We start from the raw sequence: 23,567 nt of genomic DNA, 5'->3' as shown, positions 1-23,567 counted from the left end.
GTTCTCGCCGACTACGCCCTGATCGACCAGCAGGGCAAGCTCTCCGTTCTCGGCATCTTTCAGCACGTCTGGGTGACCGCATTCCCGGCCATGCATCCGCGCACCCACCTGGTGATCCGGGTGCGTGGGCGCCGTACCGAGATCGGCGTGCATACGATGCGGATCAGGCTCCTCGACGCGGCGGGCACCGAGCTGCTGGGCGGCGAAGGCACCGTACAGTTCGGCGAGCCCCCCGCGGGCGTGGTCGATGTCGAGGCGGGGGCGGTGCTCGTGTTCGACGTGCCCCTTCCGGCCCCCGGCCAGTACGCTTTCGAGATCGTGCTCGACGGCGAGGCTACGACCCGCGTGGCCCTCACCGCCGCCCATGCCGACGGGATCGAGAACCAGTCATGACCGCCGATTCCGCGTGGGCGCGCGAGCGCGCGCTCGCGCTGGTGCACGAATACACCACCTCCGAGTCGTTGCGCCGGCACATGTACGCGGTCGAGCTCGCCATGCGCGCCATGGCGGAGCGGGCCGGCGAAGATCCCGACGCATGGGGGCTCGTCGGCCTGCTGCACGACTTCGACTACGAGCGCTTCCCTAACGAGGCGCACGCGGCGGATCGGGAGCACCCGAGCGAAGGCGTGCGGCTGCTCGCCGTCCAGGGCTTTCCCGAGCCGATGTGCCGCGCCATTCTCGGCCACGCGGACTACACCGGCGTGCCGCGCGACACCCCGCTGGCGCAGGCGCTCTTTGCCGTGGATGAGCTGTGCGGGTTCCTCGTGGCCTGCGCGCTCGTGCGCCCGTCGCGGAGCCTCGCGGACCTCGCGCCGGCTAGCGTGATCAAGAAACTCAAGGACAAGGCGTTTGCGCGCGGCGTGAACCGCGAGGACGTTCGCCGCAGCGCCGAGGAGATCGGGGTGCCGCTCGACGAGCACATCGCGTTCGTGCTCGCGGCCCTCCGCCCCCACGAAGAACGGCTCGGCCTAGGCGCGGCATGACCGGGCCCGCGCCGGACGCGCTGCGTCCGATCGAGGTGGCGGTGAATCGCGCGGCCTCGGCACGGCCGATCCCGGGTAATCGCGTGCGCCTCCTGCTCGATGGCCCCGGCACGTATGAGGTGATGCTCGACCTCATCGCGCGCGCCGGCAGCACCGTTCACCTCGAAAACTATATCATCCGCGACGACCGCACCGGGTGGCGCTTTGCGCAGGCGCTGGCCGCACGCGCGCGCGATGGCGTGCGGGTGCGCGTGCTCTACGACTGGCTGGGCTCCATCGGCACCGGGCGCGGCTACTGGCGCTTTCTGCGCGAGGCGGGCGTCGACGTCCGCCGCTTCAATGCGCCTCATCCGCTCCGGATCTTCGCCAACCTGAGCCGCAACCACCGCAAGGTGGTCATTGCGGATGGGTGCCGCGGCGTGATCGGCGGCCAATGCATCGGCGATGAGTGGGCGGGCGACCCGGCGCACGGCGTACCGCCCTGGCGCGACACCGGCGTCGAGATCGAGGGACCCGCCGCGGCCGCGCTCGACGCGGCGTTCGCCGGCACCTGGCGCCTTGCCGGCCCGCCGCTCCCACCCGATGAAGCCGGTGCCGCGGACCCTCCCGCCTGCGGCGACGCCGAGGTACGGGTCGTGGTGGGCGAGCCGGGGCGCGAGCGCGCGTATCGCACGCTCGAGTATCTCACCGCCGGCAGCATCGCGCGGCTCTGGATCACCGACGCCTATCTGGTCCCACCACCGCGGCTCTTTCAGGCGCTGGTCGAAGCCGCGCGCGACGGCGCCGACATCCGGCTGCTCGTGCCGGGCGCCAGCGATCTGCCGCTGGTGCGCAATATTACTCGGGTCGGCTACCGCAACCTGCTCCGCGCCGGCATCCGGATCTTCGAGTGGGCCGGCCCGATGCTGCACGCCAAGACGATGGTGGCGGATGGGCGCTGGGCACGGATCGGGACGAGCAACCTCAATGCCTCCAGCCTGCTGGGGAATTACGAAATCGACGTGCTCATCGACGACCCGGGGTTCGCGCGGGATCTGGAGGCCCAGTTCGCGCGCGATCTCTCGCGGAGCTTCGAGGTGGAACGCCGCCTGCTTCGCGGGCCCCGCTCGCTGCAGCGCGTGATGCCGTCGGGGCTGCACCGGCGCCCGTCGGGGGCCGCTCTCGAGCTTTCGCAGCGCCGCGCCCGGCGCGAATTCCGGGGCCGGGCCGCCATCGCCGCGCGCACCCTCATCAGCGCCGCTCGCCGTTCGATCTACGTCCCGGTCAGCATCGTCCTCATCATCCTCGGTCTGCTGTTCCTCGTGCTGCCCCGCCCTATGGCCTATGGATTCGGCCTCGTCTGCGTCTGGTTTGCGCTCGCCGCCGCCGCGGAGGCCTTCCGGCGGAGGGTGGACCGCTAGACCCACCCACCCCCGACATGGCGACCTGACGCCCGGCGCTTCAACGGCGGCCGCCCCTCGCGCGTATCCTTCGGAGTGCACGATCCCGAACTCTCCGCCCGCCTTGCCGCGGGCGATCCCGATGCGTTCGCACGCATGGTGACCGAGTTCACGCCCACCGCCCGGCGGCTCGCCCGGCTGGTGCTGCGCGACGACGCCGATGCGGACGACGCCGTACAGGAGGCTTTTCTCCGGGCATGGCAGATGGTCGAGCGATACGACCCCCGCCGCCCGTTCCGCGCCTGGCTGATGCAGATCGTGATGAACGCCGCGCGCGACCTTCGCCGCAAGCGCCGGGTGCGCGCCACCGAGCCGCTCGCCGAGCACGCCGAGCGCCGGCCCGGCCCCGACCGCGACGCCGCCCGCGCGCTCATGCGCGACGCGCTGGCCGAGGCGCTCGAGCGGCTTCCCGAGCGTTCGCGGATCGCGGTCACGTTGTTCGACGCCGAGGGGTATTCGCACGCCGAGATCGCCGATCTGCTCGACATACCTGAAGGCACGGTGCGATCCGATGTCTTTCATGCCCGGCGGGCGCTGCGCCGGCAGTTGACGCCCTTCCTCGAGGAGGTCACATGACGGGCGACGAAGTCTTCCACTCCGGCGCCGACCCCGCGCTCGGGCACCTGCTGCGCGAGCATCTCGATCCGGGCGGCCACGACGCGTTCGTCGCGCGGGTGCTCGCGAGCGCCGCCGGCGGCCGCGCCGCGGCGCTCTGGGACTCGCTCGCGCGCTGGGCCGGTCCCGGCATCGCGGCCGCCCTGCTCATCGGCGCGGGGCTCGCGCTCGAAGCTCGCGCCGATGAGCAAGGTATCGAGCAGCTCGACGTCGCCGAGGCAATCGTGCCGGTGGGCGCGCCCGCCACCTTGCTCACGGCGCAGCCGGGCGGACCCGGTATCGTGCTCGACTCACTCCTGGAGGCACCATGAACGGCACGCGTTGGCGTGCGGCGGCGCTGCTCGTCGCGGTATTCATCATCGGACTGCTTGTCGGCTTCGAGGGGCGTGCCCTGGCCAGGCGCCACGTCATGGCGCGCGCCCGTGCACGCACTCCCGCCGCCATGGCCGACCGCCTCGCGCGGAGGCTCGATCTGAATGCCGCGCAGCGGGACAGCGTCCGGCTCATCCTCGAGCGCCACCGGCCGGAGATGGACTCGCTCTGGCGTGATTTCCAGCCCCGGCTTCGCGAGTTGGAGCGGTCGCTGAATGGCGAGATTTCGGCGCAGCTCGACACCGCGCAGCAGCGGAAGTTTGCCGAGCTCACCTCACATCGCGGACACCGGCGCCCCGGACCGCCTCCGCCGAACGGCGCGGACCGGTGAGGACGGCGAGGCGTCGCAAGACGGCGCAGGTGCTCGCCATCGTCCTCTGGATCCAGCCCGCGATCGGCGCAGCCCAGCAGCCGGCCGCGCCCGCCGCGACACAGTCGGTCACCCTGGATGAGGCCCTTCGCCGGGCGCAGCGAGTCCAGCCGGCCGTCGTGCAGGCGCAGGGCGCACTGGAGGATGCGGGCGCGGCGCGGCGGGCCGCGTTCGGCGCGTACCTCCCGAGCGTTACCGCCTCCGGCTCCGGTGCCACGCTGTACTCGGGCCAGCCGGTGCTCGACCGCACAACTGGCCTTGTCCTGCCGGGTGGCAGTACGACGCAGACGCTTTCGTTCGGACTCAACGCGAGCGTGGATGTCTTCACCGGATTCCGGCGTGGCGCCAACTCCGCCGCGGCCCGAGCTGAGACCGCGGCCGCGGAGAGCGGGCTCGTGAACGCGAGGTACCAGCAGCGCCTCACCACCACGAGCGCGTTCCTCGACGCGCTCGCGGCCGGGCAACTGGTCCGGGTGCGCGAGGCCAGCGTCCGCCGGGCCGAGGAGCAACTCAAGGTGAGCGCCGCCAAGCTCCGCGTGGGCAGCGCCACCCGCGCCGATTCGCTGCAGTCGCTGGTGGCACTTGGCACCGCGCGCGCCGATCTGCTCACCGCGCAGAGCGGGCTCGCCGCGGCCGAAGCGGCGCTGGCCCGACAGGTAGGCGCCGACGGGCGGGTGGCCGCGGTGGACGACTCGAGCCTGTATCGCATGGCGGATTCGCTCGACGCCGGAGCGCTCGCGCGCGCTGCCGCCGATTCCGCGCCGCAGGTGCAGAGTAGCACCGCGCTCGCTGCTGCCAGCCGGGCCGCGCTCCGGAGCGCCAAGGGCAATTACTGGCCCACGGTCTCGCTCAGCGCCGGCGCCAACTTCAACGCATCGAGCCGGAGCGACTACGACCTCATCAACCAGCGCCAGCTTGCGCTTCAGTTGAGCTGGCCGATCTTCAACCGGTTCGAGCGCGAGCAGACGATCGTGCAGCAGGAAAGCCAGGTGGACCTGGCGGAAGCGCAGGCCCAGGACGCGCGCCGCGCCGTGCAGTCGGTCGTGATCGCCGAGGCGGCGGCGCTCGATGCCGCGCGCCAGCGGATCGACATCGCCCAAACGAGCGTTGCCGCGGGCACCGAAGCGCTCCGGGTGCAGCAGGACCGGTACCGGGCTGGCGTCGCCACGATCGTGGACGTGCTCACCGCGCAGGAAACGCTCACCCAGGCCGAGGTGGACGTGGTGAGCGCCCGGTTCGACTATCTCCGTGCCAAGGCCCAGATCGAAGGCGTCCTGGGGAGACACCTATGACCGCGACCCTCGAGAATACCGCGGAGCGCATGGCGCGCCTGCCGGCCGACGTTCCCGCCGACGCCGTGATCGTCACCCGGAACCTCCGGCGCGACTACGACATGGGAAGCGAGGTGGTGCACGCGCTCCGCGGGGCAGACCTCACGATCCGGCGCAACGAGTTCGTCGCCATCATGGGCCCCTCCGGCTCGGGCAAATCGACCCTGATGAACGTGATCGGCTGCCTCGACACGCCGACCACGGGCGAGTACTGGCTCAACGGGCACCGGGTGTCGGAGCTCGACGACGACGCCCTCGCCCGCATCCGCAACCGCGAGATCGGGTTCGTGTTTCAGACCTTCAACCTGCTGCCGCGCGCCACCGCGCTGCACAACGTCGAGCTGCCGCTGGTCTACGCCGGCATCGGGGCGAGGGCACGCCGCGAGCAGGCCACCGCGGCCCTCGAGCGCGTGGGGCTCGCCGACCGGATGCAGCATCGGCCCAACGAGCTGTCGGGCGGCCAGCGCCAGCGTGTGGCCATCGCCCGCGCGCTGGTGAATCAGCCCTCGATTCTGCTCGCCGACGAGCCGACCGGAAATCTCGACAGCAGCACCAGCTACGAGATCCTCGCGCTCTTCGAGGAGCTGCATCGCGGCGGACAGACGATCGTGCTCGTGACCCACGAAGCCGACATCGCCAACTATGCCCGCCGCCAGATTCACCTGAAGGACGGCCGGGTCGAGCGGGACTTCGCCACCCCGGGGAGAAGCTGATGCGCCCGAGACTGCTCGTTACACTCCTCGCCACGGTGCCGGCCGCACTCGCGTGTCACAAGGCTGTGCCGGCTCCGGTGTATCAGGCCGTTCCGGTCGAACGGCGGGACATCGTGGTGTCGGCGCTCGCCTCCGGGGTGATCGAGCCCGACACCGTCGTGGAAGTGCGCTCCCGCGCATCGGGCGAGGTGATCAAGCTCTCGGCCGAAACGGGACAGACGGTCCAGCGCGGCGCGCCGCTCGTGCAGATCGACCCGCGGCTCCCGCGGAACAGCTACGACCAGGCCAAGGCGGATCTCGACGTCGCCAAGGCCCAGCTCGACAACGCCCGGGTCGAGCGTGACCGGACCAATCAGTTGCTCAAGGAGCAGTCCGCCACGGTGCAGGAGAGCGAGCAGGCGCAGCTCGCCTTTGCCAACGCGCAGGCCAACCTGGTCAAGGCCCAGATCGAGGTGGACAACGCAAAGATCCTGCTGGAAGACACCGACGTCCGTGCGCCCATCACCGGCACGATCATCGAAAAGAGCATCGAGCGCGGGCAGCAGATCGCCTCGGCCACGAGCAACGTGGGCGGCGGCACCGTGCTCATGCGCATGGCCGACCTCCGGCTCGTCCAGGCGGTGACGCTGGTGGATGAGACCGACATCGGCAAGATCCGCTCGGGCATGCGCGCCACGGTGACGGTGAACGCGTATCCCAACCAGCCGTTCGAGGGCGAGGTGCTCAAGGTCGAACCCAACGACACCACCTCGCAGAACGTCACGATGTTTCCCGTGCGGGTCCGGGTGCAGAACATCAATAACGAGCTGCTGCCCGGGATGAACTGCGACGTGCGGATTCATGTCGGGCGGGCAGACAGCGTGCTCGCGGTGCCGAACGCCGCGCTGCGCACGCAGAAGGACGTAGCCTCGGCCGCGCAGGTGCTCGGACTTCCGCCGGACCAGGTGCACGCGGAGCTCGCGAGCAGCCGGCCCGCCGCCGGCGCCGCGGGCGGGGCGCGAGGTGATTCGACCGGGGCGGCCGGCCGCGGAGCCACAGCGCCCGGCGCACGCGGTCGGGGTGCCCGCGCCCGAGGCGCCTCAGGAGGCGTGGCGAGCGGCGACTCGGCTCGAGGCGGTGCGGGCTACGTCTATAGCGGCCAGTACATCGTCTTCGTGAAGCACGGCGGGGCGCCGGTGCCGCGCACCATTCGCACCGGGCTCACCGACCTCGACTACAGCCAGGTATTGTCGGGGCTCAGCCCGGGTGACTCGGTGCTGCTCCTTCCGAGCGCAAGCCTGGTGCGGTCGCAGCAGGACTTCAAGGATCGGGTGAACCGGGTCACCGGCGGTGGCGCGGTGCCGGGCATGCAGCAGCAACCCGGGCGGCCGCCGCAGTCACCGCAGGCGCGCTCGCAGGCAACCCCGCCGGGGCAGAGCCACTAACATGGCCGGTCTCCTCGCCGGAGAAACGGTCGCGGTGGCCTTCGAGTCGGTGCGGGCCAACAAGCTGCGGTCGCTGCTCACGATGCTCGGCATCATCATCGGCGTGGGCGCGGTGATCACGATGGTGGCGCTTGGCGCGGGCGCGCAGAAGGCGGTGGAGGACCGCATTGCGGCGCTCGGCGCCAACATCTTCACGGTGGTACCCGGCCAGTCCTTCCAGCGCGGCGTCGCCTCGCAGGACCGGGTGAGCCTCACGATGGACGACTATCTCGCGCTCAAGCGCGATGGAATGCTCCTTTCGGCTGTGGTGCCCGAAATGCAGCGCGCGCTGCAGGTCCGCTACGGCGGGCTCAACCTCAACGTGCCGATCGTGGGCACCACGGCCAACTTCGTCACCGTCCGCAATTATACGGTGCCCTACGGCCGGAGCTTCACCGATGCCGACGACGAGGAGCGGCAGCGCTACGCGGTGGTCGGCTCCGAGGTGCCGGACAACCTGAACGCGAACCCGGGGTCCGTGATCGGACAGCAGCTCTTCGTCGGCGGCATTCCCTTCGAGATCATCGGTGTGCTGAGCAGCAAGGGGGCGCAGGGTTCCTTCTCCAATCCCGACGAGCAGATCTTCATCCCGATCAATACCGCCCGCTACCGTGCGTTCGGCACCGACCGGCTGCGCTCGATCGCCATCGAGGTCGACTCCGGCGTGCCGATCGAGCAGGGGATGGTCGACATGGAGCGGGTGCTCCGGAAAACCCACAAGATCCGCCCCGGCGCCGACGACGATTTTTCGGTGCGCAATCCGCAGGACATCCTTGAGACCCAGCAGCAGGCGACGCAGGTCTTTACCTATCTGCTCGCGAGCATCGCGGCGGTGAGCCTCGTGGTCGGCGGCATCGGGATCATGAACATCATGCTGGTGTCCGTCACCGAGCGCACCCGCGAGATCGGCGTGCGCAAAGCGCTCGGCGCCACCCGCCTCAACATCCTCCTCCAGTTCCTGGTGGAGGCGCTGGTGCTCTGCTTGAGCGGCGGCGTGATCGGCAGCGCGCTCGGCATCACCGCCGCCGTCGTTCTGTCGCGGCTGATGCATTGGAACACGCTGATCGCGCCGGGCGCCATCGTGATCGCCTTCGGATTCAGCGCCGCAGTGGGACTCTTCTTCGGGCTCTGGCCGGCTCGCCGCGCGGCGAGCCTGGACCCGATCGTGGCGCTTCGCTATGAGTAGCTTGGGGGATGGCGGGCGACGCGGACCTGATCGTGATCGGGGCCGGCGCGGCAGGACTCGCGGCGGCAGCTCGGCTCTCAGAGGCCGGGGCGCGCGTGTCATTGCTCGAGGCGCGCGCACGGATCGGCGGCCGGCTGCTCACGCTCCGGGCGGCCGGCTATCCGCTTCCGATCGAGCTGGGGGCCGAGTTCGTGCACGGAACGTCGCCGGCCATCTGGGATGTCGTGCGCGCCGCGGGGCTTACTACGATCGAGGCCGGCGAGCCGGATCTCCGCGCCAAGGGCGGAAGCCTCACGCGGCCGCCGGACTTCTGGGCCGGGCTCCGGGCGCTGGTTGAGCGCGCCGAGCGCGCAACCGCCGACCACACGGCCGCCCAACTCCTCGCCGAGTTTCCGCCCGGCGACGCCAACGTGCCGGCCCTCGGCCGTTATCTCGAAGGATTTCATGCCGCCCGGCTCGACCGGGTGAGCGCCAAGTCGATCGCGAAGGCGGAGCGCGGGGCCGGCGGGAGCCACAACGGCGCCTGGCGAATTCTCGATGGGTACGACGCGGTCGCCGACGCGCTCCGGACTTACGCGGGCGCCGGGCTCGACCTGCGGCTCAACACGCACGTGCGCGCGATACACTGGTCGCCGGGCCGGGTGCAGGTAATCGCAACGACGGCTGGCGGCGGGGCCGCGCGACTCGAGGCTCGCGCCGCCGTCGTCACACTGCCCGTCGGCGTGCTCAAGGCGAGGGGCCCCGAGTGCCCGAGCTTCGATCCCGAGCTCGACGACAAGCGACTTGCGCTCGCTCAGCTCGAGATGGGCGTTGCGCGACGGGTGGTGCTCCGGTTCCGCGAAATCTGGTGGGAGGACCCGCGGCCACACGAAGGCGGCCCCGGACCGGTTTCGTTCATTCACGTTCCGGACGCATCGCTGCCGATCTGGTGGGCGCCGGCACCGCTCCGCGCGCCGATGCTCACCGGCTGGGCCGGCGGACCCTCGGCGGAGCGGCTGGCCGGACTCCCGGTACAGCGGCTCGCGGCGGCGGCGCTCGACGCGCTCGCCGCCGCGTTCGGGCGCCCGCGGGACGGGCTCGATGCGCTGCTCCTCGGCGCGTACTCGCACGATTGGTCCGCCGACCCGTGCGCATGCGGCGCGTACAGCTATGTTGCGAGCGGCGGGCTTCCGGCGCAGGCGGAGCTGGCACGGCCGGTGGCCGGCACGCTCTTCTTTGCGGGAGAGGCGACGCACACCGGCGGCGAGCACGCCACCGTTCACGGCGCCATCGCGACCGGTCATCGGGCCGCGGCAGAAGCTTTGGCTGCACTTCGTTGATCCTGCCCGGGCGTGCCCCGGCGGCTCCCGGCAGAACCGTTCTCCAGCTCCCGGCGTTACCTTCGGCAGCCCGAACCAGAGAGGTGCATGCGGCTTCAAGTCAAACGCAATGGCGCTCTCGTGCGGGCGGCCCACTGGATCAACGCCGTGGTGCTCGCCGGCCTGATCGCGAGCGGGCTCCAGATTTACATGGCCTTCCAGCATTTCGGGATGAAGGGCAACGTCTATCCGGTGCCCAACCCGTTCGACGCACGTCACCTCCAGCGGGGCTTTCCCGAATGGTCGCGGCTCGGCGGCTGGCTGGCGGGGGGCATCAACTGGCACTTTGCGCTCGCCTGGCCGTTCGTCATCACCGGCATCGTGTACGTCGCCTTTCTCGTGCTCACGGGCGAATGGCGCTCGCTCGTCTTCCGGCCGCGCGACACCAAGGCGGCGATCCAGATGCAGCTCTACTATTTGCGGCTCCGGAAGGAGCACCCGCCACAGGGCAAGCACAACGCGCTGCAGAAGGCCGCGTACACCTTCATCGTGTTGCTCGGAGCGATTTCGGCGCTCACCGGGTTTGCGGTCTACAAACCGGTGGAGCTGGCGTGGCTCACGCGCCTCTTCGGCGGCTACGAGCTGGCCCGCTACTGGCACTTCCTCGCCGTGTGGACGTTCATCGTATTCACCATCGTACACGTAGTGCTGGTCTTCACGGTGGACCCGGCCTCGCTCCGCGGCATGCTCACCGGCTGGTACCGCGGGAGATTTCCGAGTCATGATTGACCGTACCGCGCGACATCGGCTCGATCGCCGCGACTTCGTCCGGCTCGGGCTCCTGGCCGGGCCCACCGCGCTCGTGGCCGCGTGCGGGTGGGACGGCGGCGGCCTCATCCGCCCCAAGCTTCGCGCCATCTCCCGACTCAACGACTGGGTGGGCGAGAAGCTGCTCGTCGCGTCCGATCGCCTGGCGCCGACCTATCCGACGTCGGCACGCGCCGGCCACATGCCGTCGTATTTCATCAGCCGCCGGACGCCGGTACCGCGCGATCCGGCCAACTGGGCGCTCGAAGTGGGCGGGCTCGTGCGGCACCCGATGCGGTTCACCCGTTCGATGCTCGAGCTGCTGCCGCCCTTGAGCTACACCGTGAAGCACTTCTGTGTGGAGGGCTGGACCACGATCGCCTCTTGGAGCGGGGTGCCGGTCACGACCATCGCAGCTCTGGTCGAGCCGCTGCCGGAAGCGCGGTATCTCCGCTTCGAGTCGTTTGACAACAACTACTTCAACGGCTGGGATCTCGCGAGCGCCATGCATCCCCAGACGATGCTGGCCTACGCATTCAACGACCAGCCGCTCATGCCCGACCACGGCGCGCCGGTCCGGCTCTACGCCACGGTCAAGCTCGGCTACAAGCTCACCAAGTATCTCACCCGGATGACGTTCACCCGGGAGCGTCCGGGCGGGTACTGGGAAGACCAGGGTTATCCCTGGTTTGCGGGCATCTAGCGCGCGAGCGGCGGGGGCATGGAGCCGGCGCCCCGCTTACTTCGCGCGCTCGTTCAGGTAGAGGTCGTGGTGGCAGCCCGGGCAGTCGAGCCGCTTGGGAAGCCTGAAGCCCCCGAAGAGCGGAAACCGCTGCTCGGCGTTGCAATGGGGGCAGCGGCCGCGCGCGCCCTGAAAGGTCTCTCCCTCCTTCAAGCGCTTCGCGGCAAGCGTCACACCCACGATCAGCGCACCCGGCACCACGAAGAAGTGGACCAGCGGAATTGGAATGGCGATGAGCGCGGCCGCGAATCCGGCGCCGAGGGCGACACCGGCGCGCCGGAGCCGCTCACCGCGTTCGAGGACACCGACTTCTACGTTGGCAGTTGATGGGGGATCGCCGCGGGCGGTGAGCGGAAGCTCGAGGGAACGGGTCTGCATGGCTGAACAATATGGGAACCCATGTATGGGCGCAAACGCCAGCCCGCCGTCCGCCGGATTGCGGCGGACGGCGGATTCGCGCGGGTGCCGTCAGGATTCGGTGATCGGATACTTCCGCGCGTAATACTCGGGACTCCGGGTGGCACGCGCGCGGTAAAGCTGCTCCTCCTCGTCATCCGCGTCGTTCACGAAAAGGTGCAGCGCGCCGGGCCAGAGCGTCGCCTGGAGCGACCAATTGCACGACGGCGCGAGCAGCACCCACTGCAGGGCGCCCCCCCCGGCGTCGGTCAGGTGAATGTCGCTGGCCCGCTCGAGCGGCACGGTAGGCGGGATGCCAGCCATGGCCGCCTCGGTCGGGTCGAACCGCAGCTCCGCGTCGGCCCAGGAACGAAACGTCACCTTCCCGTGCACCGGCTCGTCGCCTTCGGGCAACTCCAGCTCCGCTTGCCACTCGCCCAGCAGATCCCAGGCATGGTCCATCGGACCGATGTTCGGCACCTGCACCGTCGGATGTTTTGGCATACTCCACCTCCGCGGTAGGCTCCTGAATCTTTCGGGACGACGTTGCGTAATGTAACACCCATACACTCTGAGCCCGGATGCCAACATGTACCCTACGCTCGCCACCCTGCTTGCGTTCACTGCCGGCCTGGCCGGCTATTCCTGGTCTCGTAACTTCGTGCGCCACCGACTCCGTTTCGTGGATGCCGTGCGTTCGCCATGGGCCCCACTCGCGGCCGGCATGGCGGCCCTGCTCGTTGCGTCGCCGCTCACGTTCCTGCCCTTGGTCGGCGCCTCGGCCGTCGTGCTCTTCGGGATCGGCACCGCGCTCGGCACCGCAAGCGGCGTGCGCGCCATTCGGCGCGCCGAGTCGGCGTCGCAGCACCTGCTGCATTGAGGGCTACAAGATCGGGGACGCGGCGTCCGTGTGCGCTGTCACAGGTCACCGCGCAATGGTATTTTCGTCACATGGCGACGATCCATTGCGCGCGCTGCCACCGGGACCAGGACCAGATGGCGTTCAAGCCATTCCAGAATGAGCTCGGCCAGCGCGCATACGAGCAGATCTGCGGCGCGTGCTGGGGCGAATGGCTCAAGATGCAGCAGCAGCTCATCAACCACTACGGGCTCAACCTCCGCGACGCTGAGGCCAAGGAGTTCCTCTTCCGCAATATGGAGCAGTTTCTCTTTTCGACCCGGTAGGCCTACCGCAGCATTCCCAGCCGGAACACCACGTCGATGGCCGGTCCCTTCGGCTTGAGATCCTCCGTGAGACCGATCTTCCATTCGCGCCCGGATTTGGTGCGGAGCAGCCAGCCGAAGTCGAGGCTCAGCTCGCTCGCGTCGAGCGCGGGCAGCGTGGTGTCGTGATAGTACGGCGAGTGGTACAGCAGGTTCGCGAAGAGTGACTGGCGCCCCCAGAACCGGAATCTCAGTCCGGTCGAGGCGCCGAGGAACCAGCTCCGCTGATAGGGCCCGAGCTCCCCATGCCGCGGCGTCACCCCGAGCCCGAGCCCGGTCTCGGAGGTAAGGCGCGGCGAGAGCCGCACGCGGGCCGAGCTGAGCGCGCTCACCGAGATCGTACCGCGGCCGTAGCCATCGGGGCCCGTGCTCGTGGGGAGTGTGGCGGCAAAAAGGGTCTGGACTGCCGGGCTCCAGCGGCGTCCATAGCCGAGCCTCACATCGCCGAGAAACAAATCGGACGGCTTGCGCACGAGCGTGGTGCCGTTCGGGAGACTCAACCGGTAGGCGAACTGGTTCTCCGGCCGGGCATCGCGCTCCGGCAGCTCGAAGCCGAACACGCGGTGGTACCAGTTCAGAAAGCCGTCGAGAAAGCCGGCGTACGCACCGTCGACGCTCAAGTCCGCAAGCAGAAAGCTGCGGGCGTCGAGATCGCGGACCGCCACGGCGCTCACCCGCAGCAGCTCGGCATCGAGCAGATAGCTCGGCCGCGGCGCCGGAATGTCGTACTCGATGGCGCTGCCGTAGTCGAGCAGCAGGGACACGTGAGTCCCACCGGGATCGGGATCGATGTACGGCTGGAAATAGACGCCGCTCCGCGACGCGGTCATCGGATTCACCGGCATGTAGCTCGGCAGACCCTGCGCCGCGAGGACGCCGGGCAGGAGCGGAAGCAGGCAGCACGCGAGGCGGCGCAGTCGGGCCAGGGAAAGCGCGACCAAGCTCAACTCCGGGAATGGTGGCGAGCGGGGGATCGGCCGAAAGATAAGCAGGCATCACTTGACGGCCGGGCCGCCGGCCTGTACACTCTCCCGATCATGCGCACGCACGATTTCTGGTTCTTCTACTTTAGCCACCCCGGCGCGGCTCGACGGCCGTCCGGTTCCGGTAACGTGCGTTAGCGCAAACCAGAACGGACCCCACGACGCCCCGCCGGAACTCTCTGGCGGGGCGTCGTCTTTTTCACCCTGGACGTAAGAGATCGGGAGCGACCCCGTATGCGCGTTGCGATTCAAGGCACCCTCGGCTCATTCAGCGAAGCGGCCGCCCGCCGGCGCTGGCCCACGCTGATTCCTGTCCCGTGCCGGGAGGTGCAGGACGTCGTGGCTGCGGTGCGGGACGGCACGGCCGACGCCGGCATCCTTCCCATCGAGAACTCGCTCGTGGGATCGGTGACCACGACGTATGACCTCTTGCAGGAGGCGTTCGGCGATCGGCGGCTCCGGCTCACGCACGAGATCCTGCTCCCGGTGCACCACACGCTGATGGGACTTCCGGGCGCACCACTTTCGGGGATCAAGCGCGTCCTCTCGCACCCCGTCGCCCTCGGCCAGTGCCGCATCTGGCTCGGCAAGCACCTGCCCGAAGCCGAGCTGGTGAGTGCCTGGGACACGGCCGGCAGCGCAGAGATCGTCGCGCGCGAGGGCAATCCGATGCTTGCCGCGATCGCCGGACGCAACGCGGCCGACGCACACGGGCTCGTGCCGCTGGCCGAGCGGATCGAGGACGACCCCACCAACCAGACGCGGTTTCTCGTGTTCGGCCGCGCGGAGGAGACGGCCGCGGCCGAGCCCGGCGCCGGACCCTCCAAGACGTCGCTCATCGTCTGCGTGGACCACAAGCCCGGCATGCTCGCGCTCACCCTCCAGGCGTTCGGCGCGCGGGGCGTGAACGTCATGGCGCTGCAGTCGCGGCCCGAGCGTTCGCGTCCCTGGACCTACCGGTTCTACGTCGACATCGCCGGCTCGGCCGGCGACCCGCGGGTGGCGGAGGCGCTGGAGGAGATCGAAGCGTTGGCGGCGGAGCTCATCATCCTGGGCAGCTACGAGGCCTCGCCCGACGGGGCGCTCAGGTTCTCGGCCCCGGTGCCGACGCCGGCGCACCACCTGAAGAGGCCGGAGGTACCGCTGGTGGACCGGCGGCGGAATCCGGAGGGAACGGTGGTCGAGGTCGGCGGTGTGAGATTCGGTGGCGCGGAGCCGGTGCTCATCGCCGGCCCCTGCTCGGTGGAGGGGGAGGCGATGATCCTCGAGACGGCGGCAGTCGTGGCGCAGGCAGGCGGTGACATGCTGCGCGGCGGCGCGTACAAACCGCGCACCTCGCCGTACGACTTCCAGGGCCTCGGCGTGAAGGGACTGCGCTACCTCGCGAACGCACGCGCGCAGAGCGGGCTGCCGGTCGTGACGGAAGTGCTGAGCTGGGAGGAGGTGGCGGTCGTGGCGCACTTTGCCGACATGCTCCAGATCGGCGCGCGCAACATGCAGAACTTCTCGTTGCTACGCGCGGCGAGCCGGAGCGGGCGGCCGATCCTGCTCAAGCGCGGTGCCGGCGCCACCGTGGAGGAGTGGCTGATGGCGGCCGAGTACGTACTGGCGGAGGGCAACCCGAACGTGGTGCTCTGCGAGCGCGGCATCCGCACCTTCGAGCGCGCCACGCGGCACACGCTCGACCTCAACGCGGTGGCGCTGGTGCGCGAGCGCACCCATCTGCCGGTGATCGTCGACCCGAGCCACGCCGCGGGCGTGAGCTCGCTGGTGCCGGCGCTCGGGCTCGGCGCCCTGGCGGCAGGCGCGTGCGGCCTCATCGTGGAGGTCCACCCCGACCCCGCCAAGGCGTTGAGCGACGGCTATCAGAGTCTCGACCCCGAGCAGTTCGCAGCGCTCGCGCGGCAGGTGCATCCCGCGCGAGCGGCACAGGCCAGGATGGCCGTGAGCTGAGAGGTCACGCGACGGTGTCGCGCCGGCCGATGAAGAGCCGATAAAGAAAGAGCAGCAGCATCGCCCCGAGGATCGATGCAATGATGCCGGGGCTTTCGCCCGGGGAGTTGTACCAGCCGAAGGCACGGCCGAGAAAACCGGCCAGCAGCGCGCCGGCAACGCCGAGGAGCATGGTGATGATGATGCCGCCTGGATCGCGCCCGGGCATGAGGAGCTTGGCGATCGCACCGACGACCAGGCCTATGATCAAGGTCCACAGAAAGCCCATGATGTCCTCCGAGGTGGACCGGAGATATACGGCGCCGTGACCCGGCCATCTGTGAGCCGGCGCACATTGGTTAGTGGTCGGCGTCCTCCCGGGCCTCTCCCAGATGCGAAGTGAGCGTCTGCCGCTTGTGGTTGCGCATGATGTCGAGCTTGAAGTTCTCGCCCCGGTCATAGCTCCGGAGGATGCGGAGCAGATGCGAGGGACCCGACGGCTTGCGGCCGTCCACGGCAAACACGACGTCTCCCGCCTTGAGTCCGAGCGCCGAGTCGCTCGGCGCGCTGATCACCAGGACACCCTCCGACGTTCCGAAGTACTGGCCGAGGCCGGCGTTCATCGGAGCCAACTCGAGGTCGGCGAGCTCGCCGCCGAAGAACATGGCGAACCCCGGCGGGTGCATTCCCCGGACATCGACACCGGGGCCCATGAAGTCAGGGCCGTCACCCATGCGGAAGGCGAAGCCGCGCCGCCCGTCGAGGCCGCGCATGACCATGTTTCGGTCGCCGTCGGTGACGATCGCGGCGGTGCGACGGTCGGTGCCGCGGCGGTACTCGACTGGCACGGTGTCGTCGGGCTGCAGGCGAGCCGCGATCTCGATGAGGCGCACGCCGGGGAGCGACTGGTCGTGAGTGGCCGGCCCGTCGGGACTCTCGAGGAGCGACTTGCCGTCGAGCTTGGTGATGATGTCGCCCGACTTGAGGCCGGCCTTGGCGGCCGGACCGCTGGGGGTGACGGCATCGACGTATGCGCCGATCGAGTCGCTGGTGCGCGCCTGGAGGTTGACCTTGATGCCGAGCCGCGCGTGGCGGGTAAAGACGAGATTGAAAATCTGGTCGCGCACCGGGTGTGGACCGTCTTCGGGCTCTGGCGGGTGCGCCTGCGCTCGGCCAATGGTCGGGACGAGTGCGAGCACGCCAATGGCGAGGGCGGCCATCCAACGCTGGTGCATAGAGTCTCCTCGGGGTCAGAGCCCCACGTTACTTGCGTTGGTCAGGTGGACGTCCACCAACGCGTCGAGCAGTCCCACCCGCTCCTGCCAGAGCCGCAGGCGATCAAGCTCGGGGGCGCGCCCGCCGGCAGCCTGGCCGAGGAGGTCGGCCGCCTCGAGCTGGCGGTCCACCGCGGCGATCCGGTCCTCGAGGTCCTCGGCCACACGGGCCGTCCGGCCATCGAGCACGCGGCTGTCGGGATCGAAGCTGCCGATGGCCTGCTCCAGCGCCCGTGAACGCGCCATGGCCTCAGACAGCGCCGCAGTGGCGCCGCGCGCCGGCTCAGGCTCAGTGACAGCGGCACCCGCCGCGGAGGCCGCAAGGCCGGCACGCGTGGTGAGGTCCGGCCGGAGGGTGACGCCGACGGCGATCGAGGCCGCTGCCGCGAGGCCAACGAGCCCGCCGATGCCGGCCCGCCGCATCCGGCGCTCGCGCCGCTCCCGCTCCAGGCGGGCGCGCACTAGCGGCCAACGGTCGCGGGTGGGGCGAAGCGCTGGCAGCGCCTTGAGCCGCGCGGCCCGCTGGTGAAGCCGCTCCAGCTCATCGTCGCACGCGGGACAGGATTCGAGGTGGGCGCGGGCGGCGTGGTCGCCGGGCTCCACGCCGGCCTCGCGCAAGGCGAGGAGCTGCTCCATCGAGAGATGGGTTCCGAGCTCGCTCATGCGACGGCCTCCTCTCCGAGCCAGCGGCGCAACCGCACGTGCGCCCGGGCAAGCTGCGACTTGGAGAAGCTCGCCGTCCGGCCCATCATGGCGGCGATTTCTTCATGGGTGTAGCCCTCGACGTCGTGCAGCCAGACGACGGCGCGGGAGGTTTCGGGAAGGCGCTCGAGTGCAGCCTCGAGGTCCATGCGGAGGTGGGTATCCTCGCGGCGGTGGGGCGCCGCGTCCTCGTACAGCTCTTCGGTTTCGCGGTACTTGTTCCGCCGGAGCCGCATGAGCGCCTTGCTCGCGGCGATGGTCCGGATCCAGCCCCAGAGGCTCCCCTCTTCCCGATACTGCCCGATGCTGCGGCACACCTCGAAGAAGGTCTCCTGCAGGACGTCCTCGGCGTCCTCCGACGTGCGGCATATCCGCCGACAGAGGTTGTAGACCGGCACCTCGAATGCCCGATAGAGGGCCTCGAAGCCGGCGGGATTGCCGGCTCGTGCTTCGGCCAGAACCGTCTTCGCGTCGGCCAGCAGGTACGAGTCCATCACGAGCGCTCGCGTCATGACGTTTCGAAGGATGCACCGGCGCTGCCGAGAGTCGCAAAACCCTTGGGCCCGGCTATTATCCGCGCATGACCACGGCCGCTCCCACACCCACTCCTGCCCCGCACATCTGGCTGCACCACCTCGAGGACGAGGCGGATGCCGCGTACCTCTACCGGGAACTGGCCCAGCTCGAGGGCGACCAGGGCCGCGCGACGATATATCGTAAGCTAGCAGAAGTTGAGGACCGGCACGTGGCGATGTGGCAGCGGCTCCTGACGGAGCACGGCCACGACGCGCCGACGCCGCCGCCCTCGCGTGGCGCGCGGGTGCGGGCATGGGCGGCGCGCCGATTTGGGAGCCAGCTCCTGTTGCCGCTCCTCCTGGCCGAGGAAGGGCGAGAGGTGAAGGGCTACCTCAACATGTACCGGGAGGCGCCGAGCGGGGCGGCGGCCCCCACGGCGCTCACGCTGGCGCGGGAGTCGAAGGAGCACGCCGAAGAGCTGGCGTCGATCAGCGGGAGCAAAGGAGAACCCTGGCACCGGACGGGGGCGGGGGGCATCCTGCGCAACCTGGTGTACGGGTTCAACGACGGGCTCACGGCGAATTTCGGCCTCGTGGCGGGGATGATCGGGGCACAGGCGGGGCTCTCGGAGGCGGGCCATGCGGTGCTGGTGGCCGGTCTCGCCGGCGTGGCGGCGGATGCGCTCTCGATGGCATCGTCGGGCTATCTCGCGGCCAAGAGCGAGCGCGAGGTGTTCGAGCACGAGATCGCGATGGAGCGGGAGGAGATCCGCCTCATGCCGGAGCTCGAGCGCGACGAGCTGAGCCTCATCTACCAGGCGAAGGGCATTCCCGAAGCGGACGCGCGCGCACTGGCGGATCAGGTGATGACCGACCCCGCGCGCGCGCTCGAGGAGCAGGTACGCGAGGAGCTCAAGATCGGCGAGGCGACGAGCACGCCATTTCGGGAAGCGTGGATCACCGGAGTCGCCACGGCGATCGGCGCGTTCATCCCGGTGGCGCCGTTCCTGGCCGGCACGGGCCGATGGGCGATCTGGACCGCGTTCGTGATCGCGATGCTCTCGCACTTCGGCGTGGGGGCGGCGCGGAGCTTCTTCACGGGGCGCGGCATCTTTCGCAGCGGGCTCGACATGTTCATCGTGGGGCTCGGCGTGGCGGCGGTGGGATTCATGGTGGGCGACTGGATCGTGCGGCTGCTGTAGAAGCATCCCCCACCGGCACTGCCGCGGTCCCACCGGTGCTAGGCGGCGAGCGGCGTCAGTCCTATATTAGCGTAGCCATTCCAAGCACAAAGCAGCCGCACGGCCTCACCTGGAGGCGCGATGGCGTTGAGAGCTCGCCGACCACATCGGGATTGCGTGGCCGACGAGCGTGGCTGTAGCGCTCGGCCGCGCGACTCCCGTGTATGCGCGTCTTCGGAGCCCGCATCGGCGGGAGCGTCGCTAATCGGGACCGCACCAATTTGATGCACCCGCACGGATCGAGCGGGCGTTATCGGAGCGCATTGGGTTAGAGCTCGTCCGACGACGGCCGGACTGCGCCATACGGGCAAAGCCATGCTCAGAAAGGAGGCCACGAGGCGCACCTACGACCGAGCGCGGAACTGACAACTCAAGGACCAGCTGCCAACATCATCGTGGCGGCAGGCGTTGGTCGTTGCTCACGCAAGTGGTGGGTGTTTAGTCGGTCCTGAAGAGCGCACGAGTTCGATCATCGTCGACTACCGCCTTGGCGATTTCCCCACGTGCTTGGGGTTGCTGGGGGCGAGCGATGACTTTCAGAGCATGCTGGGAAGCAATTGCAGCGGAACTCGGGGAGGTGAACCATGCTGCGACTTCGGTCGGTGGGCTGGCCCTTCATCCTTCTGGTGAGCGGCATATTTGCATGCGGATCGGATACCGTCGCACCGTCGAACAGCGAACCCACCACCCCAGCACTTGTATCTGCAGGCGCTGCACCGGAATCGATCGCAAACAGGTGGATAATCACGTTGGCGAGCGGCGTGACCAATGCTTCGCGCATATCCGACTCGCTGGCCGCGGTGATTGGTGTTAGAAAATATATGGACGTGATGGGGACGAAGTCCTTCGTGGTGATCAACGCGAAGCCAGCACTACTTGCGGCACTGCGCTCCAACCCACTCGTTTCAGCCGTTGATACCGACCATGTCGTCCCCCTCTTGTCGACGCAGTTGCTCCCCACCGATGGAAGTCTCTGGGCCCTTGACTTGTTAGATCAGCGGGTGGGCAGCCAGGACTTTCGCTTCAACTATTTCTACCCAGGCACTGGCGTCCACGTCTACATAATCGACACCGGCATTCGAGGAGATCACACGGAGTTTACCGGTCGGTTGGGGCCCGGCAAGACATTCATAGGCCCCTCAGCCCCTGATGATCCGTACCAGGACCTTTCAAACCATGGTACTGCCGTTGCGTCCCTGGCGGGGGGCCGCACGTATGGCGTTGCGAAGAACGCGACCCTTCATTCCCTCCGCGTCATTCGAAGCGGGGCAACAGCGGCTGAATCCGATGTGGTCAACGCACTCAACTGGGTTGCTGCAAATGCAATTCGGCCCGCCGTCGTCAACATGAGCATTGGCGGCACTTACATGATCAAGACGGCGACTGCCAACGTACTCGCGGCGCGCATACCAGTCGTGAAGGCTGCCGGCTCTCTGTCCACGCCTGACGCGTGTAGCGATCCGACGAACACAGAATATCATGTGATTGTGGTTGGCGGGGCCAACCAAAATCTTAGCCGCACCGACGATTCACCTTACGGGACGTGCATCGACCTATTTGCACCAGGCATCCAAGTGCGCGCCGCGAGCAGTGCTGGTCCAGGTGCAGCGCTCACATTCGGCGGCACCTCTTCAGCGGCGCCGCTGGTAACGGGCATTGTGGCGGGCATGATGCAACAAATCGCGAGTGCCGAACCCGCGGCTCAATTCGCATGGCGTGCGGAGGCCATCGTTGATCTTGCCGCTACTCCAAGCCTCGCGGTAGCTTCTCTCAATGGATCACCCAACCGGTTTGCGAACTCTCTGTTTCGCTACGTCGATTACCAAGGGCCGAACGTGATAACGACTGATGCTAGTACATCTACTTCGGCTATTTGGGCCCTCAACCGTTTCGGGGGCGATGGCAGTTGGACCAACTACCGGTGGTCGGTGTCAGTGAATGGGGGACCATACCAACTTGTGGGAACGGGCCCAACGTACACAAGGACCTTTCCTGCAAATGCATCGTATAACATGTACCTGCGCGCAACAGCGACATCGTTTGCCGATACGGCGAATGAAGTCCCACTGCTGGTTCAAGTGAAGCCGCCTCCGCCTCCTGAGCCCACTCCGCTGCCTCCACCCCCAGGGTGCACGGGTTGCGGCTGCTTCCAGAACCAAGTCTCCACGAATACGAACCCATGTTGATGTCATGCTCACCGACTGATGATGGAATTGGCTCAAAGTTCGGTCTCTCGATGCGTTCGACGCTTCTTACAATCCTAATGGTTGTGGCTGTGTCAAGCTGCGCGCCGCCAATCGCGCGCTCACGCAGCGCATCTCTCCCCACTCGTGTCACTGGCCTGGACGTGCGCTCAGAGCAAGGCGAGACTCGCGAGGTTCATGCTTGGCTCGCGCCGGCAGCGGATCGAACGACCCTCGAACTGCATGCGGCGCTGTACGCCCCGGAGCTCTGCGGAAAAATCAATGCGAACGTCGTCGACTCCCAAGTCGATGCGGTGGAGATCGAGCTAACGCGGAGACCGCCGCCGGCTGGCTTCGTATGCTTGATCGCAATGGGACGATACCTGGTGGACGGACGAGTAGGACCGCTACGGCCAGAGGCTGATAGCACACGCATTCGGGTTCGATATCGATTTCTGCGATCGGACGGAACCGCGATCATCGATACCGTCGCCGCCGACACGGTAATCTGCTTGCAAGGCTCAGCCGGAAGGTGCACCTGACCGCTCGGTCGAAAATGGCTGGATACCGCTGATGGATCGGCCGCGACGGAACCGATTTTGGGCTTGCAGGCTGTTCCCCGAAGAACTGAACGGCGTACCTCCACCCCGGAGGGCCTATGGCGTCGAGAGCAAACGGTGCGGTGGCCATGTTCTCTTTCGCCGGCCTCGCCGGCGCGGCGTGGCTCTATCTCGGTCAGCCGCCGGCCGGACGCACCCACACCTACTACGTCGCTGCCGACACGGTCACGTGGGACTACACGCCGGGCGGCGTGAACGGCATCACGGGCAAGCCGTTCGAGGGGTTCGCGCTCGAGTTCACCGAGCGGCGGCCGGACCGGCTGGGCCACGTGTTCAAGAAGGCCGTCTACCGCGAGTACACCGACAGCACGTTCACGACGCTCAAGCCGCGGCCGCCGGCCTGGGAGCACCTCGGGATGCTGGGGCCCCTCCTCCGTGCCAGCGTCGGCGACACCATCCGCGTGGTCTTCCGCAACCAGGCGGACCATCCCTTCAGCATGCATCCGCACGGCGTGTTCTACCTCAAGGACTCGGAGGGGGCGCCGTACGCGGACGGGACGTCGGGGGCCGATCAGGCCGACGACGGCGTGCCGCCCGGGGCCACGCACGTGTACGTGTGGCCGGTGCCCGAGCGGGCGGGGCCGGCGCCGGGCGAAGGGAGCTCGGTGTTCTGGATGTACCATTCGCACACCGCCGAGACGGGCGACGTCAACGCGGGGCTGATCGGACCGATCATCGTGACGGCGCGAGGGGCGGCGCGGCCGGACGGCACGCCGAAGGACGTGGATCGCGAGTTCGTGACGCTGTTCGCGGAGGTGGACGAGAACACGAGCCTGTACTTCGACGACAACGTGCGCCGGTATGCGATGGACACGACGAAGATCCCGCGCCGCGCCACCTTCGCGGACCCGTTCTATCTCAGCAATCTCAAGGAGAGCATCAACGGGTACTCGTTCGGCCACACGCCGGGCCTCACCATGCAGGTGGGCGAGCGGGTGCGCTGGTACGTATTCAGCTCCACCAACTTCGAGATCCACGCGCCGCACTGGCACGGCCAGACGGTGGTGTCGCACCACATGCGGACGGACGTGCTGAATTTGGGCGCCATGGGGATGGAAGTGGCGGACATGGTGCCGGACAATCCGGGCGTCTGGCTCTTCCACTGCCACGTGGCGCCGCACAACGACGCCGGGATGCAGGCGACGTTCCGGGTGATGGAGCCGCTGGCGGCGCGTTAG

Annotated in this window: 26 protein-coding genes; 19 read left to right on the top strand and 7 right to left on the bottom strand. The window is 68.6% G+C overall.

All coding sequences use genetic code 11. The features are described 5' to 3' along the window. Positions 1–72 precede the first annotated feature (72 nt). The 13 genes from VFW66_08180 to VFW66_08120 all read left to right on the top strand — a co-directional run bounded on the left by VFW66_08180 (position 73) and on the right by VFW66_08120 (position 11,280). Positions 73–393 carry a hypothetical protein gene (locus VFW66_08180; GenBank protein HEX5386659.1) on the top strand — a complete coding sequence of 107 codons (321 nt, stop codon included), beginning with the start codon at positions 73–75 and terminating at the stop codon, positions 391–393. After that, on the top strand, positions 390–983 hold the full coding sequence (locus tag VFW66_08175; GenBank protein ID HEX5386658.1) for an HD domain-containing protein: 594 nt from the start codon (positions 390–392) through the stop codon (positions 981–983). The genes VFW66_08180 and VFW66_08175 overlap by 4 nt, the downstream gene beginning before the upstream one ends. Then, positions 980–2,383, top strand: coding sequence for a phospholipase D-like domain-containing protein (locus tag VFW66_08170; GenBank protein HEX5386657.1), 1,404 nt, complete (start codon positions 980–982; stop codon positions 2,381–2,383). The genes VFW66_08175 and VFW66_08170 overlap by 4 nt, the downstream gene beginning before the upstream one ends. 75 nt (positions 2,384–2,458) lie before the next feature. Continuing rightward, positions 2,459–2,998 carry a sigma-70 family RNA polymerase sigma factor gene (locus tag VFW66_08165; GenBank protein ID HEX5386656.1) on the top strand — a complete coding sequence of 180 codons (540 nt, stop codon included), beginning with the start codon at positions 2,459–2,461 and terminating at the stop codon, positions 2,996–2,998. Continuing rightward, complete coding sequence (locus tag VFW66_08160; protein HEX5386655.1) at positions 2,995–3,348, top strand: hypothetical protein; 354 nt, start codon at positions 2,995–2,997, stop codon at positions 3,346–3,348. Before VFW66_08165 ends, VFW66_08160 begins: the two co-directional genes overlap by 4 nt. Beyond that, a complete protein-coding gene (locus VFW66_08155; protein HEX5386654.1) occupies positions 3,345–3,740 on the top strand; it encodes a periplasmic heavy metal sensor in 396 nt (131 codons plus the stop codon). Before VFW66_08160 ends, VFW66_08155 begins: the two co-directional genes overlap by 4 nt. Then, on the top strand, positions 3,737–5,071 hold the full coding sequence (locus VFW66_08150; protein ID HEX5386653.1) for a TolC family protein: 1,335 nt from the start codon (positions 3,737–3,739) through the stop codon (positions 5,069–5,071). Before VFW66_08155 ends, VFW66_08150 begins: the two co-directional genes overlap by 4 nt. After that, on the top strand, positions 5,068–5,823 hold the full coding sequence (locus tag VFW66_08145) for an ABC transporter ATP-binding protein (protein ID HEX5386652.1): 756 nt from the start codon (positions 5,068–5,070) through the stop codon (positions 5,821–5,823). Before VFW66_08150 ends, VFW66_08145 begins: the two co-directional genes overlap by 4 nt. After that, positions 5,823–7,247 (top strand): efflux RND transporter periplasmic adaptor subunit, encoded by a 1,425-nt coding sequence (locus VFW66_08140; protein HEX5386651.1) that lies wholly within the window; start codon positions 5,823–5,825, stop codon positions 7,245–7,247. Before VFW66_08145 ends, VFW66_08140 begins: the two co-directional genes overlap by 1 nt. Position 7,248: 1 nt before the next feature. Further along, positions 7,249–8,472 (top strand): ABC transporter permease, encoded by a 1,224-nt coding sequence (locus VFW66_08135; GenBank protein HEX5386650.1) that lies wholly within the window; start codon positions 7,249–7,251, stop codon positions 8,470–8,472. A gap of 8 nt (positions 8,473–8,480) precedes the next feature. Further along, entirely contained in the window at positions 8,481–9,791 is a 1,311-nt protein-coding gene (locus VFW66_08130; GenBank protein HEX5386649.1) for an NAD(P)/FAD-dependent oxidoreductase, read from the top strand. A gap of 87 nt (positions 9,792–9,878) precedes the next feature. Next, positions 9,879–10,559: a cytochrome b/b6 domain-containing protein gene (locus VFW66_08125; GenBank protein ID HEX5386648.1), complete on the top strand. Its 681-nt coding sequence runs from the start codon at positions 9,879–9,881 to the stop codon at positions 10,557–10,559. Next, entirely contained in the window at positions 10,552–11,280 is a 729-nt protein-coding gene (locus VFW66_08120; GenBank protein ID HEX5386647.1) for a molybdopterin-dependent oxidoreductase, read from the top strand. The genes VFW66_08125 and VFW66_08120 overlap by 8 nt, the downstream gene beginning before the upstream one ends. 36 nt (positions 11,281–11,316) lie before the next feature. On the opposite strand, the gene VFW66_08115 is transcribed toward VFW66_08120, so the two are convergent. Together VFW66_08115 and VFW66_08110 are read right to left on the bottom strand one after the other, a co-directional pair. After that, on the bottom strand, positions 11,317–11,697 hold the full coding sequence (locus tag VFW66_08115) for a hypothetical protein (protein HEX5386646.1): 381 nt from the start codon (positions 11,695–11,697) through the stop codon (positions 11,317–11,319). A 90-nt stretch (positions 11,698–11,787) separates the two neighbouring features. Then, positions 11,788–12,219, bottom strand: a complete 432-nt coding sequence (locus tag VFW66_08110; protein HEX5386645.1) for a hypothetical protein — start codon at positions 12,217–12,219, stop codon at positions 11,788–11,790. A gap of 85 nt (positions 12,220–12,304) precedes the next feature. On the opposite strand from VFW66_08110, the gene VFW66_08105 reads away from it, so the two are divergent. Both VFW66_08105 and VFW66_08100 read left to right on the top strand, forming a co-directional pair. Then, positions 12,305–12,595 carry a hypothetical protein gene (locus VFW66_08105; GenBank protein ID HEX5386644.1) on the top strand — a complete coding sequence of 97 codons (291 nt, stop codon included), beginning with the start codon at positions 12,305–12,307 and terminating at the stop codon, positions 12,593–12,595. Between the two features lie 71 nt (positions 12,596–12,666). Then, positions 12,667–12,900, top strand: coding sequence for an oxidative damage protection protein (locus VFW66_08100; protein ID HEX5386643.1), 234 nt, complete (start codon positions 12,667–12,669; stop codon positions 12,898–12,900). 2 nt (positions 12,901–12,902) lie between these two features. Here the strand turns inward: VFW66_08100 and VFW66_08095 are convergent, their stop codons facing one another. After that, the gene (locus VFW66_08095) at positions 12,903–13,880 is read right to left on the bottom strand and encodes a DUF3187 family protein (protein HEX5386642.1); all 978 of its coding nucleotides are present in this window, start codon (positions 13,878–13,880) and stop codon (positions 12,903–12,905) included. Between the two features lie 276 nt (positions 13,881–14,156). Between VFW66_08095 and aroF the strand changes: the two genes are divergently transcribed. Next, complete coding sequence (gene aroF, locus VFW66_08090; protein ID HEX5386641.1) at positions 14,157–15,875, top strand: 3-deoxy-7-phosphoheptulonate synthase; 1,719 nt, start codon at positions 14,157–14,159, stop codon at positions 15,873–15,875. A gap of 4 nt (positions 15,876–15,879) precedes the next feature. Here the strand turns inward: aroF and VFW66_08085 are convergent, their stop codons facing one another. From VFW66_08085 to VFW66_08070, 4 genes are all read right to left on the bottom strand, one after another. Further along, positions 15,880–16,143, bottom strand: a complete 264-nt coding sequence (locus VFW66_08085) for a GlsB/YeaQ/YmgE family stress response membrane protein (GenBank protein ID HEX5386640.1) — start codon at positions 16,141–16,143, stop codon at positions 15,880–15,882. Positions 16,144–16,213: 70 nt separating this feature from the next. Continuing rightward, positions 16,214–17,089 carry a PDZ domain-containing protein gene (locus tag VFW66_08080; protein HEX5386639.1) on the bottom strand — a complete coding sequence of 292 codons (876 nt, stop codon included), beginning with the start codon at positions 17,087–17,089 and terminating at the stop codon, positions 16,214–16,216. Between the two features lie 15 nt (positions 17,090–17,104). Continuing rightward, a complete protein-coding gene (locus tag VFW66_08075) occupies positions 17,105–17,791 on the bottom strand; it encodes a hypothetical protein (protein ID HEX5386638.1) in 687 nt (228 codons plus the stop codon). Beyond that, positions 17,788–18,342 carry a sigma-70 family RNA polymerase sigma factor gene (locus VFW66_08070; protein HEX5386637.1) on the bottom strand — a complete coding sequence of 185 codons (555 nt, stop codon included), beginning with the start codon at positions 18,340–18,342 and terminating at the stop codon, positions 17,788–17,790. Before VFW66_08070 ends, VFW66_08075 begins: the two co-directional genes overlap by 4 nt. A gap of 68 nt (positions 18,343–18,410) precedes the next feature. On the opposite strand from VFW66_08070, the gene VFW66_08065 reads away from it, so the two are divergent. The 3 genes from VFW66_08065 to VFW66_08055 all read left to right on the top strand — a co-directional run bounded on the left by VFW66_08065 (position 18,411) and on the right by VFW66_08055 (position 23,567). Next, positions 18,411–19,547: a VIT1/CCC1 transporter family protein gene (locus VFW66_08065; GenBank protein HEX5386636.1), complete on the top strand. Its 1,137-nt coding sequence runs from the start codon at positions 18,411–18,413 to the stop codon at positions 19,545–19,547. A 623-nt stretch (positions 19,548–20,170) separates the two neighbouring features. Beyond that, positions 20,171–21,772 carry a S8 family serine peptidase gene (locus VFW66_08060; GenBank protein ID HEX5386635.1) on the top strand — a complete coding sequence of 534 codons (1,602 nt, stop codon included), beginning with the start codon at positions 20,171–20,173 and terminating at the stop codon, positions 21,770–21,772. Positions 21,773–22,427: 655 nt separating this feature from the next. After that, entirely contained in the window at positions 22,428–23,567 is a 1,140-nt protein-coding gene (locus VFW66_08055; GenBank protein ID HEX5386634.1) for a multicopper oxidase domain-containing protein, read from the top strand.

The organism is Gemmatimonadales bacterium (genome assembly GCA_036279355.1).
Classification (GTDB): Bacteria; Gemmatimonadota; Gemmatimonadetes; order Gemmatimonadales; family GWC2-71-9; genus DASQPE01.
This window is presented reverse-complemented; position numbering and strand designations above follow the sequence as displayed.

Coding starts and splice junctions, on each gene's coding strand:
- VFW66_08175 (HEX5386658.1), top strand. CDS start 390: ATGACCGCCGATTCCGCGTGGGCGCGCGAGCGCGCGCTCGCGCTGGTG.
- VFW66_08170 (HEX5386657.1), top strand. CDS start 980: ATGACCGGGCCCGCGCCGGACGCGCTGCGTCCGATCGAGGTGGCGGTG.
- VFW66_08160 (HEX5386655.1), top strand. CDS start 2,995: ATGACGGGCGACGAAGTCTTCCACTCCGGCGCCGACCCCGCGCTCGGG.
- VFW66_08155 (HEX5386654.1), top strand. CDS start 3,345: ATGAACGGCACGCGTTGGCGTGCGGCGGCGCTGCTCGTCGCGGTATTC.
- VFW66_08145 (HEX5386652.1), top strand. CDS start 5,068: ATGACCGCGACCCTCGAGAATACCGCGGAGCGCATGGCGCGCCTGCCG.
- VFW66_08140 (HEX5386651.1), top strand. CDS start 5,823: ATGCGCCCGAGACTGCTCGTTACACTCCTCGCCACGGTGCCGGCCGCA.
- VFW66_08135 (HEX5386650.1), top strand. CDS start 7,249: ATGGCCGGTCTCCTCGCCGGAGAAACGGTCGCGGTGGCCTTCGAGTCG.
- VFW66_08130 (HEX5386649.1), top strand. CDS start 8,481: ATGGCGGGCGACGCGGACCTGATCGTGATCGGGGCCGGCGCGGCAGGA.
- VFW66_08125 (HEX5386648.1), top strand. CDS start 9,879: ATGCGGCTTCAAGTCAAACGCAATGGCGCTCTCGTGCGGGCGGCCCAC.
- VFW66_08120 (HEX5386647.1), top strand. CDS start 10,552: ATGATTGACCGTACCGCGCGACATCGGCTCGATCGCCGCGACTTCGTC.
- VFW66_08115 (HEX5386646.1), bottom strand. CDS start 11,697: ATGCAGACCCGTTCCCTCGAGCTTCCGCTCACCGCCCGCGGCGATCCC.
- VFW66_08110 (HEX5386645.1), bottom strand. CDS start 12,219: ATGCCAAAACATCCGACGGTGCAGGTGCCGAACATCGGTCCGATGGAC.
- VFW66_08105 (HEX5386644.1), top strand. CDS start 12,305: ATGTACCCTACGCTCGCCACCCTGCTTGCGTTCACTGCCGGCCTGGCC.
- VFW66_08100 (HEX5386643.1), top strand. CDS start 12,667: ATGGCGACGATCCATTGCGCGCGCTGCCACCGGGACCAGGACCAGATG.
- aroF (HEX5386641.1), top strand. CDS start 14,157: ATGCGCGTTGCGATTCAAGGCACCCTCGGCTCATTCAGCGAAGCGGCC.
- VFW66_08085 (HEX5386640.1), bottom strand. CDS start 16,143: ATGGGCTTTCTGTGGACCTTGATCATAGGCCTGGTCGTCGGTGCGATC.
- VFW66_08080 (HEX5386639.1), bottom strand. CDS start 17,089: ATGCACCAGCGTTGGATGGCCGCCCTCGCCATTGGCGTGCTCGCACTC.
- VFW66_08075 (HEX5386638.1), bottom strand. CDS start 17,791: ATGAGCGAGCTCGGAACCCATCTCTCGATGGAGCAGCTCCTCGCCTTG.
- VFW66_08070 (HEX5386637.1), bottom strand. CDS start 18,342: ATGACGCGAGCGCTCGTGATGGACTCGTACCTGCTGGCCGACGCGAAG.
- VFW66_08065 (HEX5386636.1), top strand. CDS start 18,411: ATGACCACGGCCGCTCCCACACCCACTCCTGCCCCGCACATCTGGCTG.
- VFW66_08060 (HEX5386635.1), top strand. CDS start 20,171: ATGCTGCGACTTCGGTCGGTGGGCTGGCCCTTCATCCTTCTGGTGAGC.
- VFW66_08055 (HEX5386634.1), top strand. CDS start 22,428: ATGGCGTCGAGAGCAAACGGTGCGGTGGCCATGTTCTCTTTCGCCGGC.